Raw genomic sequence first — 17,279 nt, 5'->3', positions numbered from 1 at the left:
CACCTGCCGGACGGCCGACGGCACGTACCCTCGGACGCATGTCTTCCGGCCCGATCCACCCACGGCCGGTCCTCGCGTGAGGCGCGACGACCGGAGGCGCTCCGACCGGCGCCGCACGGTCATGCTGGTGCTCGGCGTCCTCGTGATGATCGCGATGGTCAGCCCGTTCATCCTGCCTCTGCTGGCCAACGGCGCCACCGGCGCTCCGGCCGGGTCCGCGACCACGACCGCGGTCGGCGACCCCCGCACGGCCGGGCCCGACGACGACGCCCCGGTGGTCCTCCTCGGCACCGGCGGGCTCACCTGGCGGAACATCGACGCCGAGGGCACGCCGCGGATCGCCGAGCTCGTCGCCGAGGGGTACTCGGCCAACCTCGTGGTGCGCTCCGTCGGCTCGACGACGTGCCGGACCGACGGCTGGCTCGCCGTCTCTGCGGGGCAGCGGGCGTCCGGCGAGCGCGACGGCGGCGACTGCGTCCCGCCGGCCGAGGTCCCGGCCGGCTCCGGCCAGGACTGGTCCGTGGTCGGCTGGTCGGACTACGTGGACAACGCGCGGGCAGATCGCTTCGACGCCGTCCCCGGCACGCTGGGCGCAGCCCTCGCCGAGGCGGGCCGCAGCCCGGTCGCGATCGGCCCAGGTGCTGCCGTGGCCCTCGCCGAGCCGGACGGCTCGGTCGCCGACGCGCGCCCCGCACCCGAGGACGACGACGCGCTCGCAGAGGAGGTGGCCGCCGCTCTCGCGGACGGCGCGGACGTCGTCGTCGTCGACCTCGACCCCGCCGAGGCGACCGGCCGCGTCCCGGACGGCGAACGCGACTACTTCGGCCTCCCCACCCCTGCGCTCGACCGCCGCGTGGGCGCCGTCGTCGACGCGATCGAGGAGAGCGGCACAGACCCGACGGTCCTGCTCGCCTCCCTCTACGACGGCACGCGCAGCTCCAGTCTCCAGGCACTGACGATCGCCGGCGCGGACGACGGCTCCGGCCTCGCCACCTCCCCGGCCACCCGGACCGACGGCATGGTCCAGGCCCCCGACCTCCTGCCGACCGTCCTGTCCCTGCTCGACGTCGAACGACCGGGCGGGCTCGTGGGCTCCCCGATCGTCACCCGCCAGGTCGAGGACGACCCGGAGGCGCGGGCGGACGGCCTGCGCGACGTGGGACTGCGGGCAGCCGCGGTCGCGCCGCTGGTCTCGCCGGCGGTGCTGTGGCTGGTCGGGCTCAACATCGCCCTGGGCGCGGCGGCCCTCGTCGGGCTCAACCGCCGGGTCCTGGCAGCGCTGGGTGGCACGGAGCGGGCGAGGCGCACGGTCCTGCGGGTCCTGCGCAGCGCGGCACTGGTCGTGGCCTCCCTTCCGTTCGCCCTCATCGCCTCCTCCGTGCTGCCGTGGTGGCGCGCCGGCGAGCCGGGCCTGGCGCTCGCGGGCGCGACCCTGGGTGGCGCCGTCCTGCTCGCCGTGGTCGCCGGCGCCGGGCCGTGGCGGCGATCGATCGTGGGCCCCCTGGCGGTCGTGTCCGGGGCGACGGCGGTCGTCATCGCCGCCGACGTCATCGGCGGCTCGCACCTGTTCCTCGGGTCCGTGCTGGGGACCCAGCCGCAGATCGGCGCGCGCTACTACGGCATGTCGAACCACTACTTCACCCTGTTCGCGACCGCCTCGCTCGTGCTCGCGGCGACCCTCGCGCAGGCGCTCGTCGCCCGCGGGCGGATACGGGTCGCGGCCGTCTCGGCGCTGGTGATCGGCGCGGTCGCCACGGTGATCGACGGCTGGCCGGCGATCGGCGCCGACTTCGGCGGGCCTCCCGCGATGATCCCCGCGTTCGTCGTGCTCGCGCTGCTCGTGGCGCGCGTCCGGCTGACCTGGCCGCGGATCCTGGTCATCGGTGTGGTGACGGTCGTGGTGGTCGGGGGCGTCTCGCTGCTGGACTGGCTGCGCCCCCCGGACGAGCGCTCGCACCTGGGCCGCTTCTTCGCCACCGTCCTCGACGGCGGTGCGTTCGACGTCATCTGGCGCAAGCTCGGCCGCAACCTCGAGATCCTGGTGTCCTCGCCCTTCACGGTGATGGCCGCGGTGGGGGCGATCGTCGTCGTCGTGCTCGTGGCCCGTCCGCTGCGGCGACCGGACACGGCGGCGACCTCGGACTACGGGTGGCTCGTGCGCCGCCCGGCCGAGCCCGCGGTCGGCGACCGCCCCGCGGCCGACGCGCGCGCCCTGCCGGAGGCGGCCCTCGTGCTGCGACCGGCCGCGGTGTCGCTGGTGATCCTGTGGGTGATCGGGTTCGCCGTCAACGACTCCGGGATCGTCATCCCGGCACTGGGCATCGCGCTCGTCGTGCCGCTCACGCTCGTGCTGCTCACGTCCTGGCTGCTCGAGCGGCCCCGGCACGGCCCCCTGCCCGAGGAGCCGGCCCGGGTGAGCGCCACCACCTGAGGTCCTGCCCGGGTGAGCGCCACCGCCTGAGGTCCTGCCCGGGCGGACCGCTCGCGTCAGCCGGTGAGCAGCGCGGGCAGCGCGCGCGAGGCCGTGAGCACCGCGACCACGGCGAGCAGCGCCGCGAAGATCCCCGTGAGCACGGTGGTGGAGGCCCGGGTCGAGAGCCGGGCGCCGAGCTGGCCGGCGATCGTCGAGGCGAGGGCGAACGCGAGGACCGGCGGCCAGTCGAGCTCGATGCCCTGCGGGACGCGGGCGATCAGGCCGGCCGCCGAGTTGACGGTGATGACGAGCAGCGAGGTCCCGACGGCGTCACGCACCGGATAGCCGAGAGCGAGCACCAGGGCGGGGATCGCCGCAAAACCCCCGCCGACGCCGAAGAGCCCCGTGAGCAGGCCGACGAGCGCCGCGAGCCCGACGAGCACGAGGACTCCTCGCCGCACCCCCTCGGCCCCGGCGACCGCCCCGGCGACCGCCCCGGTGGCCGCCTCGGTGGCCAGCTCGGGAGCCGCCTCGGGGGCCGCCTCCGAGGCTTCCTCCGGGGATGCCGAACGACGCTCCGTCGTCGCGCGGCGGGCCATGAGGACGGCGACGCCGAGGAGCAGCACCGAGAACGCGGCCATGAGGACGGGGCCGTCGACGAGGTGGGCGAGCCACGCACCACCCACGGCCGCGACCGCGCCGACGGCCCCGAAGACGAGCCCGCCGCGCAGCCGCACGTGGCCGCGCCGCGCGTGCGGGACGAGCGTGACCAGGGAGGTGGCCCCGACGATGACGAGCGAGGCGGTCGCCGCCGCGTGCGGGTCGAACCCGACGAGGTAGACCAGCGCCGGGACCGTGAGCACTCCCCCGCCGGCCCCCAGCGTGCCGACGACGACGCCGACGAGCACACCGATCGCCGCCGCGAGGACGAGGGTCTCCACGGGCGTCCCCTATCGGAGCGTCGCGCGAGGCCCGCGGCCGCGACCCGCGCGGCCGCGGAGCTCGCTGCGCGACCCGCCGCACCGGACCCCGCCGCGGCAGACAACGCGGCCCGGGGTCACGCGGGCGAGTGGGCCGACCCCGCGGAGTCGGGCGACTCGGGGGTCTCCGCCGTGGGCTCGCCTGCCGGATCCTGCGCCGCCGGTCCGGTGAGCGCCGCGTCGCCGCGCTTCCCGCCGGCCTCCCGGGCGTCGACCCGCCCCGCGTCCACGGGCGTGGCGTCGTCGGGGGGCTCGTCGGGACGCCGGGGTGCCCACGCGCGGTAGGGCTCGCCGGGCTGCTGGTCGTCCGCCTCGGCGCTGCGCCGGCTCATCGGCACGTTGTGCCTCCGGGAGACGCGACCGGCGACGGCCATCGCGACGTCGCGGTACTGGCGCATGCGGTGCATGCGCCCGGCGATGTCCCGCCCGGTGGGGCGGTGGCTGACGTCGCAGGGGATCTCCTGGACGGTGAGCCCGGCGACGAGCAGGTCGATCGTCATGCCCACCTCGACGCCCCAGCCGCGCGCGAGCGGCTGCGCGGTCTCGTAGGCGCGGCGGGTGAGGCACCGCTGCCCGGACAGCGGCTGGGCGCTGACGAACCCGGTGGCGGACTCGATGGCGGCGCGCGCCATCCGCACCACGCGACCGCGGCCGCCGGAGCCTTTCTGGGGCGGCAGGACGGCGACCGCCAGGTCCGTCTCGCCGGCGAGGACGGCCTCGACGAGCGGGGACAGCCCGACGGCGGAGTCCTGCAGGTCGGCATCGACGAAGAGCAGCGCCCGGGCCGGGGCGTCGGGCAGGTCCCGCATCGACACGACCGATGCACCCGTCTCCATCGCGGACGCCTTGCCGCGGTTGACGGAGTGGCGGACCACGACGGCGCCGGCCGCGCGTGCCACGTGCTGGGTGTCGTCCGTCGACCCGTCGTCGACGACGAGGACGAGATCGACGTGCGGGATCGCCCGGCAGGCACGGATGGTGGCAGCGATGTGTGTGCCCTCGTCCTTGGCAGGGACGACCACCGCCACCCGCCTGGAGTCCTGCGCCACAGCCTTAGCCTAACCAGGTTGCACGCCACGGTCCGTGACCTGTCCGCGAACGGGCGGCCCGGCGAGCCGTGCGGGGAGGCGGGGCCCCCGCGCAAGGGGCGCCGACGGTATGTCTGCTCGTCGTGCAGGTGACCGGTCGGCGGTGTCCCCGGCGGTGCGTCAGCGCAGGGAGACCTGGCGGCTGACGAGGCCGGCCCGGGCGCGACGCGCGTCGGGGTCGAGCGGCTCCTCGATCGCGAGCGCGGCGTCGAGGCGCGCGCCGAGGTCGGCCAGCGGGCGGGCGATCTGGTCCGCCTCGGTGCCCTCGGCGAGCTCCCACACGGGCACGAGCAGCCCGCACGTGCGGAAGGCGCCGACGAACCGGGTGCCCTCCTCGATCGCGGACTCGCGCGCGGCGTGCAGGCGGGCGAGGGCGTCGAAGACGGCCTCGGGGTCCTCGGGGCGGACCCACCGGACGAACTCGCGGCCCATCCGGCACCAGTAGGCCGAGCCCGCGGAGTCGATGTGCACGGTGGGCACGATCTGCTCGGCGCTGTCCTTGACGGCCTGGGCCACGTCGGCCTCGCCGCGCTGCTCGTCGGAGAGCCAGTACGCGAAGTCCTCGTGGACGGTGACCACGGGCTCGACGCCCGGGTCGAGGATGTCCTGCAGGCGCGGGCCGGGCTCCGGCAGTCCGCCGACGGGCAGGGGCTGGCCGGGCTCGAGCTCGAGGGCCCGCAGGAGCGCGTGCGCCACGTCCCGGGAGGCGTCCCCGGAGCTGCTCGCGGTCTGCATGCCGACGAGGATCGTGCCGTCCTCGCGGCGCAGGGCCGGGGCGAGGTCCGGCAGCAGGCTGGCGATGAGGACGTCCGCCCCGCCGTGGTCGGCGGTCGTGCGGACGGGGATCGTCGCGGCGGGGACGATCTCGCGCATCGCCACGAGGTCGGTCTCCGCGGCCAGCCCCTCGAAGGGCCGCTCGACGTACTCCGCCTTCGGCGGGCGCACCCGCGTCGGCCGCTCCTGCTGGCGCGCGCGGCGCCTCGATGCCTTACCCATGACAGGCAAGCCTAGTTGCGCCGCGGCCAGGGGTGCGCCCGGGCCGCGGCGCAGCGTCACATGATCTCGGGCACGGAGCCGTCGGAGGCGACGATCTCACGGCCGGCGGCGGCCCAACCGGTCATCCCGCCGTCGACGTTCCAGGCGTCGTAGCCGGACTGGTTGAGCCACTGCGCGGCGCGGGCTGAGCGTCCGCCGGTGCGGCAGATGACGAGGATGTCGTCGTCGCCGAGCTCGTCCGCCCGCTCGGTGAGCTCGCCGAGCGGGATGTGGACCGCGCCGGGGGCGTGGCCGGCCTCCCACTCGTCGTCCTCCCGGACGTCGAGGAGCGTGTAGCCCTCCGGGATGGTCTGGCCGGGAAGGTCGGCGATCGTGATGGTGCTGGGTGCGTCGGGGATGGGCATGTCTCCAGCCTTCCTGGCCCTGCGCCGTCCGTCCAGTGCTGTCCGCGCGGAGGTGAACCGGCCGGCGGGGGCGCACCTACCGGTAGACCGATCCCGGGGTGCGGCCAAGAGCGGCCCGGAAGACCGTGATGAACGCGCTCGGCGTCGCGTAGCCGCAGTCGGCCGCCACCCGGGTGACGGAGCGCCCCTGGGCGAGCAGGAGGTTCGCCCGGTGCAGGCGCACCTGGTGGCGCCAGGTCGTGAAGCTCATCCCGAGCTCGCTGCTAAAGAGCCTCGAGAGCGTGCGCTCGCCGGCACCGACCTCTCGCGCGACGTCGGACAGGCTCGGGCCCTCCGCCAGCCGCTCCTCGACGACCTGCGCGACCCGCCGGAGCCGCTCGTCGCGGAGGACTGGGACCACGGTGGGGGCCTCCCGGGCCGGCAGGACCTGGTCCGCGAGGACGGACAGCAGCCGGCGCTCGGCCGGTGTCTCGGCGCGCCCCTGCTCCGAGCAGGCGACGAGGAGCTCGCGCACGAGCGGCGTGACGACCACGAGGGACGGGGCGGGGTCGTCGGGGTGGTTCACGGACGTCTGCGTCGGCGTCGGCATGCCGACCATCCGCACGGTGGTGGCCCCGTGGACCCGCCAGGTGTGCGCGGTCCCGCCGGGGACCAGGACGGCGCGGGTGGGCGGCGTGAACCACGTGCCCTCTGCGGTGAGCACCTCCAGCACGCCGGTGCTCGCGCTGATGAGCTGCGGGCCGTCGTGGCGGTGGAGGTCGACGCCCGCGCCGCCGGGCAGGTGCCGCACCTCGGTGGGCGCCTCCGGGTGATGGCGGATTCTCGACACAAGTTGGCACACTAGCGAAGGTGCGCAATGCCGTACGCGCCTCAGGGTGGGGGCATGACCTCCGTCGTCCCGACCCGGGCGCGCCGCTCGGCCCGCCTCCTCGCCTACTCCCACGCGACGGTCGACCTCTACCAGGGGGCCGTCGCCGCCCTGGTGCCCTTCCTCGTGCTCGAGCGCGGCTACAGCTACGCGGCGTCGGCCGGCATCGTGCTCGCCTTCTCGCTGTCCTCCTCCGTGGTGCAGCCGATCTTCGGGGCGCTGGGCGACCGGTGGCGGATGCCGTGGCTGATCCCGGTGAGCATCCTGCTGGCCGGCCTGGGCATCGGGGCCGTGTCGGTCTCGGAGTACTTCTGGGTCACGGCGACCGTGGTGGGGGTGTCCGGCGTCGGGGTGGCCGCCTTCCACCCGGCGGCTGCCGGGCGGGCCCGGGAGCTGGCGCGGGACGACCACGTGGTGATGGCGTGGTTCTCGCTCGGCGGGAACATCGGCTTCGCCGCGGGGCCGCTGGTCGTGGCTCCGACGATCGGGCTCCTCGGCCTGGCCGCGAGCCCGCTCCTGGTGGTCCCTGCGCTCACCGGCGTCGTGGCGGTCGCGCTCGCCGGGCGACGACGCGCCCGGCCGTCCGCGGTCGGCGGTGCGGCGTCCACGCGGCCCCGTGGGCGGGACGACTGGTCGGCGTTCGGACGCCTGTCGGTCGCCATCGTCTGCCGCTCGATCGTGTTCGTCGGGCTCGGCTCGTTCCTCGTGCTGTTCATGGGGCGGCACGAGGGGGTGGGTGAGGCGGCCGCGGCGGCGTCGTTGTTCGTGTTCTACGCCGGCGGTGCGTTCGGGACAGCCATCGGCGGCCACCTCGCCCGCCGATGGCCACGCACCTCGATCCTGCGCGGGGCGTACCTCGCGGCCGTGCCCCTGCTCGCCGGGCTGCTCCTCGTCCCGGGCCCGGCAGCGTTCCTGCTCGTCCCGCTCGTGTCCGTGGCGCTGTACGTGCCGTTCTCCCTGCACGTGAGCCTCGGTCAGGACTACCTGCCCCGCCACATGGGGACGGCCAATGGGGTCACGCTCGGGCTGGCCGTGTCGATCGGCGGGCTCGCCTCCCCCGCGATCGGCGCCCTCGCGGACCGGGTCGGCCTTCAGCAGGCGCTGCTGCCGATGATCGCCCTCCCGGCGATCGCCGCGCTCGCCCTCGTCAGACTGCGGGATCCCCGGTCGGCGACGGCCGGCGACGCCGGAGGCCGGGCACCGGGAGGCGACGGGGGTCCGCCATCGGCGGACGGCACAGGCAGGTCACCGGACGACGCCGGAGCGGACACCGGGGCCCCGCCGGGACGTGCCGACGCACGCGCCTGACCCGTGCGCGGCGGCGCAGGCGCGACTACCTCTTGGTAGCCGCGCGGTACTTCATGTAGTCCGTGCTCGTGCGCTGCCACATGAAGACGAGTACGAGGATGACGAGGATCAGTCCGATGACGGTGGCCCCGGCATCGACGCCCTGGCCGAGCTGGGCGAGGCTGCCGAGGAGCGAGAGACCGAGGAGCACGGTGAGGATGATGCGGGCGACGTTGGAGCCCTTCCAGACGAACACGGTGAGAAGTGCGTAGAGCGCGGCCATGACCATGATGACGACGCCGACGGTCTGTTGGACGCCGCTGTCCTGGCTGCTCAACCCGAGCTCCGACGGCTGCATGGCCATCACCCCGATCCCGCCGAGCAGCGCGAACCCGGAGATCACCCACAGGATGATGCAGGCGGCGCTGAGCATGCCCGGTCGGCGCACGGGCCCCCCGTGCATCGGCGTCGCGCCGTAGGGCTGCGGCGCGGCGAAGGGATTGGTGTCCTGGCCCTGGTAGGCGGGCAGGCCACCCTGCTGCTGCCCGTACTGAGCGTTCTGGCCGTACTGAGCGTTCTGCCCGTACTGCGGGTCCCCTGGCTGGGCGTAGGCGCCGAACTGCGGCTCGCCGGGCTGGGCGTAGGCGCCATAGCGCGGGGCCTCGGGCACGCCCGGGTCCGCCGGGCTCTGCCCGTACGGGGTCTGCTGGCCGAAGCCGCCCTGCTGGTTCTGGCCCCAGGGGTCACCCTGCTGGGGCGCCGGGCCCCACCCGTCCTGCCCGTAGCTGTTCGACATGCGTCAAGTCTGGCAGTTTCCCGCCCGTCGGGACCGAAGTGTGACGAGCGCCCACCGGGCAGACGTGCCCCGGACGACGCCGCGCGTCCGTCCCGGTCGGCCGACCGGGTCCGCCCTCGTCGTACGCGTCCCCGCGGACCGGCTCACGGCCGCAGCGCGCGGCGCATCCGGATGTACCGAGAGCTGGCCGGGAGCCACATCGCGACGACGACGAACACCGCGAGCGCGAGCCCGAGGATCGGGCTGCCCTCGGCCTCCGGGAGTCGCACGACGAGCGCGACGGCCGCGACCAGGGCGGTCGCCGTGAGCCCGATACGTGCGCCGTTGCGGCCCTGCCAGAGCAGGGCGGCAAGCACGATCGCGAGGCTCGAGACGGCCACGCAGGCAATCCCGATGATCAGCGTCTCCGTCGCGGGCCCGGGCGTACCGAACACGCGGGAACCGCCGGCGTCGAGCATCCGTCCGAGCCCGCCGATGAACGTGGCGAACAGGCCGTAGAGGAGCGGCCACGGGGCGATGACCCACACGAGGATCGAGGCTGCGACGATCCAACCCGGACGGCGCGGTGCCGGGTGGCCACCGGTGGGCGGCGACGCGTACGGGTTGCTCGGGTGGGGAACGGTCACGGGCCGATCCTGGCAGGCGGGAGACCGGACGCCCATCGGTACCTCTGCCCGTCCGTCGTCGGCGGGCGACGCTTGTGACCACCCCCTCGAAGAACGGGCCCGCTGCTGGCAGGATCAGTCCATGGACCCCCGCGCCGGCACGCCTGCACAGCCTGACGACCTCATCGACGTCGACGAGGTGCGCGGCGCCTACTACGACCGCACGCCCGACCCCGAGGATCCGGCGCAGCGCGTAGCGTTCGGGACCTCCGGCCACCGCGGCTCGAGCCTGGACACCGCGTTCAACGAGGCGCACATCGTCGCCATCACGCAGGCGATCGTCGAGCACCGCCGGTCGGCCGGGGTCGACGGCCCGCTGTACCTCGCCAGGGACACGCACGCACTGTCCGACCCGGCGTGGACCACCGCGGTCGAGGTCCTGGCGGCGGCCGGCGTCGAGCTGCGGGTCGACGCCCGCGACGGGTACACCCCCACACCGGCGCTGTCCCACGCGATCCTGCGGGCCAACGGCGCGGGCACCACCGGCGGGCTCCGCCTCGACGGGCCCGGTCTGGCCGACGGCATCGTCATCACCCCCAGCCACAACCCGCCGCGCGACGGGGGCTTCAAGTACAACCCCCCGCACGGCGGCCCGGCGGACTCGGCGGCGACGTCGGCCATCGCGGACCGCGCCAACGAGCTGCTCGGGAGCGGGGTCGGCCAGATCGAGCGCCTCCCGGTGGAGCGGGCGCTCGCGGCCGAGTCCACCCGGACCCACGACTTCATGTCCGCCTACGTGGACGACCTGGCCAACGTCCTCGACCTCGACGCGATCCGGGCGGCCGGCGTACGCATCGGCGCGGACCCGCTCGGCGGTGCGGCGGTCGCGTACTGGGGCGAGATCGGTGAGCGATACGGCCTCGACCTCACGGTGGTCAACCCCGACGTCGACCCGACCTGGCGGTTCATGACCCTGGACTGGGACGGCAAGATCCGGATGGACTGCTCCTCGCCGTCGGCCATGGCGTCCCTGCGCGAGGCCATGGCGACCACCGGCGGCGCCGCGGCACCCTTCGACATCGCCACCGGGAACGACGCCGACGCCGACCGGCACGGCATCGTCACCCCCGACGGCGGCCTGATGAACCCCAACCACTTCCTCGCCGTCGCGATCGACTACCTCTTCTCCCACCGCGAGAGCTGGCGGGCCGACGCGGCGATCGGAAAGACCCTCGTCTCGTCCTCGCTCATCGACCGCGTGGCCGACTCGCTGGGCCGTCGGCTCATCGAGGTGCCGGTCGGGTTCAAGCACTTCGTCCCGGGCCTGCTCGACGGCTCGGTCGGCTTCGGCGGCGAGGAGTCCGCGGGCGCCTCGTTCCTGCGGACCGACGGCACCGTGTGGACGACCGACAAGGACGGCATCCTCCTCGCGCTGCTCGCCTCGGAGATCACGGCCGTCACCGGCTCCTCGCCGAGCCGGCGGCACGCCGAGCTCGTCGAGCGGTTCGGCGCGAGCGCCTACGCGCGCATCGACGCCCCCGCGACGCCCGAGCAGAAGGACCGCCTGAGGAAGCTCGCCCCCGACGACGTCACCGCCACCGAGCTCGCGGGCGAGGCGATCACGTCCCGCCTGGTCGACGCGCCCGGCAACGGCGAGGCCATCGGCGGGCTCAAGGTGACCACCGAGAACGCCTGGTTCGCCGCGCGCCCCTCGGGCACCGAGGACGTGTACAAGATCTACGCCGAGTCCTTCCTCGGCGAGGAGCACCTCGCCCGCGTACAGGAGGAGGCGCGCGCCGTCGTCGGGAGCGCGCTCGGCGCCTAGCCTTCCGCGCGGTCCCGGTCGACGCGCGCCGCCCACCCCGCGCGCGATCACCGATGTCCTGCCATCCTGGGGCCACCGGGGCCCGACCGGCGGGCCCCCGACGAACGAGGAGGCGCGATGGCTGCCCTCGGCATCATCCTCATCGCGGTCGGTGCGATCCTGTCCTTCGCGGTCCAGGACTCGATCGCGGAGGTCGACCTCACGATGGTCGGCTACATCCTCATGGGCGTCGGCGTCGTCGCCGTCATCATCGGGATCATCCAGATCGTGTCGCGGCGTCGCACGGAGCACGTCACCCGGGTCGAGCGCACGGGCCCGCCGGACGTCGAGGTCCGCGACCCGCGCGATCCCCGGGACCCGCGCGTCTGACGACCGCAGCGCCGGCGAGCGGGCGCACACCCGGCGTCGGGGGCGCCCGCCTGCCGTCGCCCGACGACCGCGGCCGCTCGTGCGCATAGGCTGGCGGTATGTCCCTCGCGAACCTCGGCATGGCGTTCGAGGACGGCATCAACAAGCGGTCGGTCGACATGCTCAAGCGACGGGGCTGGCGCCCGCGGACCATCGGTCTGACCGGGTACGGCTCCGTGCACTCCCTGCACGTCATGGGCCGCGTCATCATGGGCGACCCCGACGCCACCCCGGAGTCCGACCCGTGGGTCGACGTGCACGGCGAGGGCCCCGGCTCGCGCCCCGCGCGGTACCCCGCGCTCAGCGACAACGCCGGTGAGTTCCTCGCCCGGACCGCGCAGGAGGCGCGCCGCGGGTGGCGGCAGTTCTTCACGGCGCAGGTCGGCCACCTCCCGGTGACGGTGCGGGTCGACGGCCGGGAGTTCGCGACCACCACGGACCGCTCCGGCTACATCGACGTCATGGTCTCCGACCACGGGCTGGCGCCGGGGTGGCACCCGGTGACGCTCGAGGCGAAGGCGGCGGAGCCGGTCGTCACGGACGCGCTCGTCGTCGCCCCTACCACGAGGGTCGGGATCGTCTCCGACATCGACGACACGGTGATGGTGACGATGCTGCCGCGCGCCGCTCTGGCCGCGTGGAACTCGTTCGTCCGGCACACGAACACGCGCAAGCCGGTGCCGGGGATGGCCGAGCTCTATGCCAAGGTCCTCGACGTCCACCCCGACGCGCCGATGTTCTACCTGTCCACGGGCGCGTGGAACGTGGTGCCGACCCTCAAGCGGTTCATGCTCCGCCACGGGCTGCCGGTGGGGCCGATGCTCATGACGGACTGGGGGCCGACTCCGACCGGGCTGTTCCGCTCCGGCAAGGAGCACAAGCGGGTCCAGCTGCGGAACCTCATGATCACGTTCCCCCAGATCTCCTGGCTGCTCGTCGGCGACGACGGGCAGCACGATCCGATGATCTACGACGACGTGGCCCGTGAGCACCCCCGCAACGTGTGGGCGATCGCCATCCGCCGCCTGACCCCCACCGAGCAGGTCCTCGCGCACGGCACGATGGAGTCCGCCGAGCTGCCGATCCGGGGGCGATCGGCGGCGACCGAGCACGGCGTGCCGACCGTCCACGGCAACGACGGCTACGCGCTGGCGGACGAGCTGCCCGACGTGCTCACCTCCCAGCGCCGGCGGCGCGAGCGGCGGGAGCAGGTCGAGGCCGGCACCTCCCCGGACCAGGCTGCGGCCGGCGCGGCCGTCGCAGACACACCCGGCACGGACCACGCCGCCGCGACGTTTGGCGGGCCGGCATGAGCGGCCCGGGTCCCGACGTCGGGGCGGGCCTTTCCCCCGACGCCCGGCAGGATCTTCCACCCGACGTGGCCGACGCGATCGACGCCGCCCCGGCCCGCTTCCAGGGGCTGACCGAGCGGCTGTACCGGATCCTCGAGGGGGCCATGCCGGACGGCTACGAGCGCTCGGTCGACCGCGGGTTCGTCACCTGGTCGATCCCGCTGTCGGTGTACCCGGACACGTACAACGGCGAGCCGCTCCAGTACGTCGCCCTCAAGGGCCAGAAGGGCTACGTGAGCGTCTACCTCATGGGCGTGTACTCCCGAGCCGAGGAGGCCGAGGCGTTCCGACGGGCGTGGGCGGACTCGACCGGGCACCTCGACATGGGCAAGTCGTGCCTGCGGCTGAAGAAGGACGAGCAGGTCGACGAGAAGCTGCTCGCCGAGACCGTCGCGGCCACGCCGCCGCGGACCTTCATCGAGACTTATCAGAGGATCAAGGGGTAGGACCATGCCCGACGCCGCAGGCCAGGACTCGTACGACGTCGTCGTCGTGGGAGGGGGCATCGTCGGGCTCGCGACCGCCCGCGCGCTGCTCCGTGCGCGACCCGGCTCGCGCGTGGTGGTGCTCGAGAAGGCCGACGACGTCGGCGTCGGGCAGACCGGCCACAACTCCGGGGTGATCCACGCGGGCCTGTACTACCGGCCCGGGTCGCTCAAGGCGCGCCTGTGCCGCGCCGGCGAGCGGGCCACCAAGGAGTTCTGCCGCGAGCACGGCATCGAGGTCAAGGAGATCGGCAAGCTGGTCGTGGCCACCGACCACGACGAGAGGGCGCGGCTGGACGCGCTGGCTGCCGGCGCGCGCGAGAACGGCATCGACGTGCGCGACATCGACGTCGCCGAGCTGCGCGAGATGGAACCGAACGTCACGGGGGTGGCGGCGCTGCACTCGCCACGCTCGGCCGTCGTCGACTTCGGGGAGGTCGCCCGGGCCTTGGCCGACGAGGTGACCGAGCTCGGCGGCGAGGTGCGCGTGCGATCCGAGGTCGACCGGATCGCCGAGTCCGAGACCGGCGTCGACGTGTCGCTCGAGCACGGGGAGCGGCTGCGGGCGCTGCGGCTCGTCGCGTGCGCCGGGCTGCAGGCGGACCGGGTCGCGGCAAGCGCGCACGTGCGGACGGACGTGAGGATCGTGCCGTTCAAGGGCGAGTACTACACGCTGCCGGGCCACCGGGAAGGGCTCGTCGAGCGGCTCATCTACCCCGTGCCCGGCGAGGGGCTGCCGTTCCTCGGCGTGCACATCACGCCGACGGTCGACGGGCGGATCCTGCTCGGCCCGAACGCCGTGCTCGCGATGTCGCGGGAGAAGAACACGCGCTTCGGGTTCGACGCCGACGACGTGCGGGACGCCGTGAGCTTCGGCGGGCTGTGGAAGCTCGGCCAGAAGCACTGGCGCACCGGCGCGAAGGAGCTGTGGAACTCGCTCGTCCCGGACGGCTACCTGTCCGAGGTGTCGAAGTACTGCCCGTCGCTGCGCTCGACCGACCTCGTGGGCTACCGGACGGGCGTGCGGGCGCAGGCCCTCCGGCCGGACGGCACGCTCGTGGACGACTTCGAGATCGCCTCGACCCCGCGCCAGGTGCACATGCTCAACGCGCCCTCCCCCGCCGCGACGGCGGCCATCCCCATCGGCGAGGAGCTCGTGGGCCGCGTCTGGGAATGACGGCCGGCGGTGACGGACCGCGTTGCCGCCGCGGCCGTCGTGAGCCAGGCTGGTGGGGTCCCCTCGTCACCGCTGCCGGAGGTCCATCCATGCCGCACAAGGTCCAGGCCGTCGTCTCCCGTTCGAAGGACGCTCCCGTCGAGGTGGTGACGATCGTCGTGCCCGACCCGGGGCCGGGCGAGGTGGTCGTCGACGTCGCCGCCTGCGGGGTGTGCCAGACCGACCACCACTACGTGGTCGGCGGCGTGTCCGACGACTTCCCCTTCCTCCTCGGCCACGAGGCCGCCGGGACGGTCTCGCAGGTCGGCGAGGGCGTCACGCACGTCGAGGTCGGCGACTATGTCGTCCTCAACTGGCGGGCCGTGTGCGGGGACTGCCGCGCGTGCGACCGGGGCGAGCCCTGGTACTGCTTCGCCACCCACAACGCCACGACGAAGATGACGCTCGAGGACGGCACCGAGCTCACCCCGGCGCTCGGCATCGGGGCGTTCGCGGACAAGACGCTCGTGGCGCAGGGCCAGTGCACCAAGGTCGACCCCGCCGCCCGGCCGGAGGCCGCCGGGCTCGTGGGCTGCGGCGTCATGGCCGGCGCCGGCGCCGTGCTCAACACGGGGAAGCTGCGGCGGGGCGAGTCGGTCGCCGTCATCGGCTGCGGTGGCGTCGGGGCGGCCGCGGTGGCGGCCGCGAGGCTGGCGGGGGCGACGACGATCATCGCCGTCGACCTCCAGGAGAAGAAGCTGAGGTGGGCGAGCGAGCTGGGTGCGACCCACACGATCGACGCCGGCAGCGAGGACGTCGTCGAGCGCATCCGGGAGCTGACCGGCGGGTTCGGCGCGGACCTCGTCGTCGACGCCGCGGGCGTGGCCGCGACCTACCGGCAGGCGTTCGAGGCCCGCGACCTGGCGGGCCGCGTGGTGCTCGTGGGCGTGCCCGACCCGGGTACGGAGATCACGCTGCCGCTGGACCAGGTGTTCGGCCGGGGCGGGTCGCTGATGTCCGCCTGGTACGGCGACTGCTTGCCGGAGCGGGACTTCCCGATGCTCATCGACCTGTACCTGCAGGGGCGGTTCGACCTCGACGCGTTCGTCACGGAGACGATCGGCATCGACGACGTCGGGGCGGCGTTCGACACGATGGCTGCCGGGGACGTCCTCCGGTCGGTGGTGGTCCTCGGCGGGGCCGGTTCGACGAACGAGGAGGTCACGGCATGAGCGAGCTGCGGATCGAGACGGTGGTGACGTCGGGGACGTTCACCCTCGACGGCGAGACGTTCGACGTCGACAACAACGTGTACGTCATCGGCGACGACGCCTCGTGCGTGATCATCGACGCCGCGCACGACGCGGCGCCGGTGATCGCGGCGGTCGCCGGCCGGAAGGTGACGGCGATCCTGCTCACCCACGGGCACGACGACCACCTGCACGCGGTCGCCGCCCTGCGCGAGGCGACGGCGGCGCCCACCTACCTGCACCCGGCGGACCGGATGCTGTGGGACGTGACGAACCCGGACCTCCCGCCGGACGAGCAGCTCGTCGACGGCATGGAGCTGGGGGTTGGCGGGGCAGGCTCCGGCTCGGGTTCGAGCTCGGGTGCCGGCTCGGCCGGCGCCGGTGGAGCAGGTGGCCCCGATCGCGCCCGGGTCACCGTGATCCACACGCCGGGCCACTCCCCCGGCTCGTGCTGCTTCCACGTGCCCGAGCTCGGCGTGGTGCTCACCGGGGACACCCTGTTCCAGGGCGGGCCGGGAGCGACCGGCCGCAGCTACTCCGACTTCCCCACGATCATCGACTCGATCCGGGACCGGCTGCTCACGCTGCCGGCCGAGACGCGGGTACTCACCGGGCACGGGGACTCCACGACGATCGGTGCCGAGGCGCCGCAGCTCGAGGAGTGGATCGCGCGCGGGCACTGAGCGACGCGGGCCGCCGGTCGGGGCCGAGGTCGGTCAGACGACCTCGACATCGACGTGCCGGCGGGCAGCCGACGCGAGCCGTCGATCCCGGGTCCAGAGCGGGCAGCCGAGCCGATCGGCGACGACGACGAACGCCGCGTCGTAGCTCGTCATGGTGTCCCGGAGCATCCAGACGCTCGCCCGCAGTCCGGGTGTGCTGGCGTGCCGCCGGATCGCCAGGTCGTCATAGTCCGTGAGCGCGTCCTGGGCGCGAGCCGCGCTGATGTGGCGGCCGAGGGCAAGTCCGCGAAGTGCACCGACGATCTCGTGGTCGATGAGGTCCGGGGCGTGGAGGACCTCGCCGGCCAGGCGCCGGCGCAGGTCAGCGAGTGGTTGCTGAACGAGGGCGTCGGCGATGACGGACGTGTCGACGACGATCATCGACGGTCGCGGTCGTCCCGGACGAGATCCACGGTCGAGACGGTGCTCGACTCCGACCTGGCGTCGACACGGGCGAGCACATCCGCGAGCTCGGGCGTCGCTGCCTCGCGCTCGATGAGGTCTCGGAGATAGGCCGACAGGCTCTGACCGCTCCGTGCAGCGCGCGCCGCCAGCTCGTCGCGCGCCCGGGGGTCGACCCCACGCACCTGAATCAGTATGGATGACATACATCCATTGTGCATCCATCCGTAGCGATGTCCAAC

General features: G+C 74.2%; 18 protein-coding genes. 9 read left to right on the top strand and 9 right to left on the bottom strand.

Annotation, left to right across the window (positions count from 1 at the left end; translation table 11 throughout):
• The first annotated feature begins 76 nt into the window (after window positions 1–76).
• Window positions 77–2,431, top strand: a complete 2,355-nt coding sequence (locus AC24HA_RS02540; RefSeq protein ID WP_425710104.1) for a hypothetical protein — start codon at window positions 77–79, stop codon at window positions 2,429–2,431.
• Between the two features lie 56 nt (window positions 2,432–2,487).
• Here AC24HA_RS02540 and AC24HA_RS02535 read toward each other — a convergent pair whose 3' ends face one another.
• From AC24HA_RS02535 to AC24HA_RS02515, 5 genes are all read right to left on the bottom strand, one after another.
• Window positions 2,488–3,354 carry a sulfite exporter TauE/SafE family protein gene (locus AC24HA_RS02535; RefSeq protein ID WP_425710103.1) on the bottom strand — a complete coding sequence of 289 codons (867 nt, stop codon included), beginning with the start codon at window positions 3,352–3,354 and terminating at the stop codon, window positions 2,488–2,490.
• 116 nt (window positions 3,355–3,470) lie between these two features.
• A complete protein-coding gene (locus AC24HA_RS02530) occupies window positions 3,471–4,442 on the bottom strand; it encodes a glycosyltransferase (RefSeq protein WP_425710102.1) in 972 nt (323 codons plus the stop codon).
• A gap of 159 nt (window positions 4,443–4,601) precedes the next feature.
• Window positions 4,602–5,477 carry a DUF5926 family protein gene (locus tag AC24HA_RS02525; RefSeq protein ID WP_425710101.1) on the bottom strand — a complete coding sequence of 292 codons (876 nt, stop codon included), beginning with the start codon at window positions 5,475–5,477 and terminating at the stop codon, window positions 4,602–4,604.
• A gap of 56 nt (window positions 5,478–5,533) precedes the next feature.
• Window positions 5,534–5,881 (bottom strand): rhodanese-like domain-containing protein, encoded by a 348-nt coding sequence (locus tag AC24HA_RS02520; protein WP_425710100.1) that lies wholly within the window; start codon window positions 5,879–5,881, stop codon window positions 5,534–5,536.
• Between the two features lie 76 nt (window positions 5,882–5,957).
• Window positions 5,958–6,710 carry a helix-turn-helix transcriptional regulator gene (locus AC24HA_RS02515; protein ID WP_425710099.1) on the bottom strand — a complete coding sequence of 251 codons (753 nt, stop codon included), beginning with the start codon at window positions 6,708–6,710 and terminating at the stop codon, window positions 5,958–5,960.
• Window positions 6,711–6,764: 54 nt separating this feature from the next.
• On the opposite strand from AC24HA_RS02515, the gene AC24HA_RS02510 reads away from it, so the two are divergent.
• Complete coding sequence (locus AC24HA_RS02510; RefSeq protein ID WP_425710098.1) at window positions 6,765–8,057, top strand: MFS transporter; 1,293 nt, start codon at window positions 6,765–6,767, stop codon at window positions 8,055–8,057.
• A 25-nt stretch (window positions 8,058–8,082) separates the two neighbouring features.
• Here the strand turns inward: AC24HA_RS02510 and AC24HA_RS02505 are convergent, their stop codons facing one another.
• A complete protein-coding gene (locus AC24HA_RS02505; RefSeq protein ID WP_425710097.1) occupies window positions 8,083–8,832 on the bottom strand; it encodes a hypothetical protein in 750 nt (249 codons plus the stop codon).
• Window positions 8,833–8,975: 143 nt separating this feature from the next.
• Window positions 8,976–9,458 carry a hypothetical protein gene (locus tag AC24HA_RS02500; RefSeq protein ID WP_425710096.1) on the bottom strand — a complete coding sequence of 161 codons (483 nt, stop codon included), beginning with the start codon at window positions 9,456–9,458 and terminating at the stop codon, window positions 8,976–8,978.
• Between the two features lie 121 nt (window positions 9,459–9,579).
• Between AC24HA_RS02500 and pgm the strand changes: the two genes are divergently transcribed.
• The 7 genes from pgm to AC24HA_RS02465 all read left to right on the top strand — a co-directional run bounded on the left by pgm (window position 9,580) and on the right by AC24HA_RS02465 (window position 16,596).
• Window positions 9,580–11,262 carry a phosphoglucomutase (alpha-D-glucose-1,6-bisphosphate-dependent) gene (gene pgm, locus AC24HA_RS02495; RefSeq protein ID WP_425710095.1) on the top strand — a complete coding sequence of 561 codons (1,683 nt, stop codon included), beginning with the start codon at window positions 9,580–9,582 and terminating at the stop codon, window positions 11,260–11,262.
• Between the two features lie 117 nt (window positions 11,263–11,379).
• Window positions 11,380–11,631 carry a DUF6458 family protein gene (locus tag AC24HA_RS02490; protein WP_425710094.1) on the top strand — a complete coding sequence of 84 codons (252 nt, stop codon included), beginning with the start codon at window positions 11,380–11,382 and terminating at the stop codon, window positions 11,629–11,631.
• A 98-nt stretch (window positions 11,632–11,729) separates the two neighbouring features.
• A complete protein-coding gene (locus AC24HA_RS02485; protein ID WP_425710093.1) occupies window positions 11,730–12,983 on the top strand; it encodes an App1 family protein phosphatidate phosphatase in 1,254 nt (417 codons plus the stop codon).
• 65 nt (window positions 12,984–13,048) lie between these two features.
• On the top strand, window positions 13,049–13,468 hold the full coding sequence (locus tag AC24HA_RS02480) for a DUF1801 domain-containing protein (protein WP_425710092.1): 420 nt from the start codon (window positions 13,049–13,051) through the stop codon (window positions 13,466–13,468).
• A 4-nt stretch (window positions 13,469–13,472) separates the two neighbouring features.
• The gene (lhgO, locus tag AC24HA_RS02475) at window positions 13,473–14,684 is read left to right on the top strand and encodes an L-2-hydroxyglutarate oxidase (RefSeq protein ID WP_425710091.1); all 1,212 of its coding nucleotides are present in this window, start codon (window positions 13,473–13,475) and stop codon (window positions 14,682–14,684) included.
• A gap of 89 nt (window positions 14,685–14,773) precedes the next feature.
• Window positions 14,774–15,895: an S-(hydroxymethyl)mycothiol dehydrogenase gene (locus AC24HA_RS02470; RefSeq protein WP_425710090.1), complete on the top strand. Its 1,122-nt coding sequence runs from the start codon at window positions 14,774–14,776 to the stop codon at window positions 15,893–15,895.
• Window positions 15,892–16,596, top strand: coding sequence for an MBL fold metallo-hydrolase (locus tag AC24HA_RS02465; RefSeq protein ID WP_425710089.1), 705 nt, complete (start codon window positions 15,892–15,894; stop codon window positions 16,594–16,596). The genes AC24HA_RS02470 and AC24HA_RS02465 overlap by 4 nt, the downstream gene beginning before the upstream one ends.
• A gap of 33 nt (window positions 16,597–16,629) precedes the next feature.
• Here the strand turns inward: AC24HA_RS02465 and AC24HA_RS02460 are convergent, their stop codons facing one another.
• Window positions 16,630–17,016: a type II toxin-antitoxin system VapC family toxin gene (locus AC24HA_RS02460; RefSeq protein WP_425710088.1), complete on the bottom strand. Its 387-nt coding sequence runs from the start codon at window positions 17,014–17,016 to the stop codon at window positions 16,630–16,632.
• On the bottom strand, window positions 17,013–17,243 hold the full coding sequence (locus tag AC24HA_RS02455) for a FitA-like ribbon-helix-helix domain-containing protein (RefSeq protein ID WP_425710087.1): 231 nt from the start codon (window positions 17,241–17,243) through the stop codon (window positions 17,013–17,015). Before AC24HA_RS02455 ends, AC24HA_RS02460 begins: the two co-directional genes overlap by 4 nt.
• Window positions 17,244–17,279 lie beyond the last annotated feature (36 nt).

Source organism: Georgenia sp. Z1491, from assembly GCF_057652395.1.
This window is presented reverse-complemented; position numbering and strand designations above follow the sequence as displayed.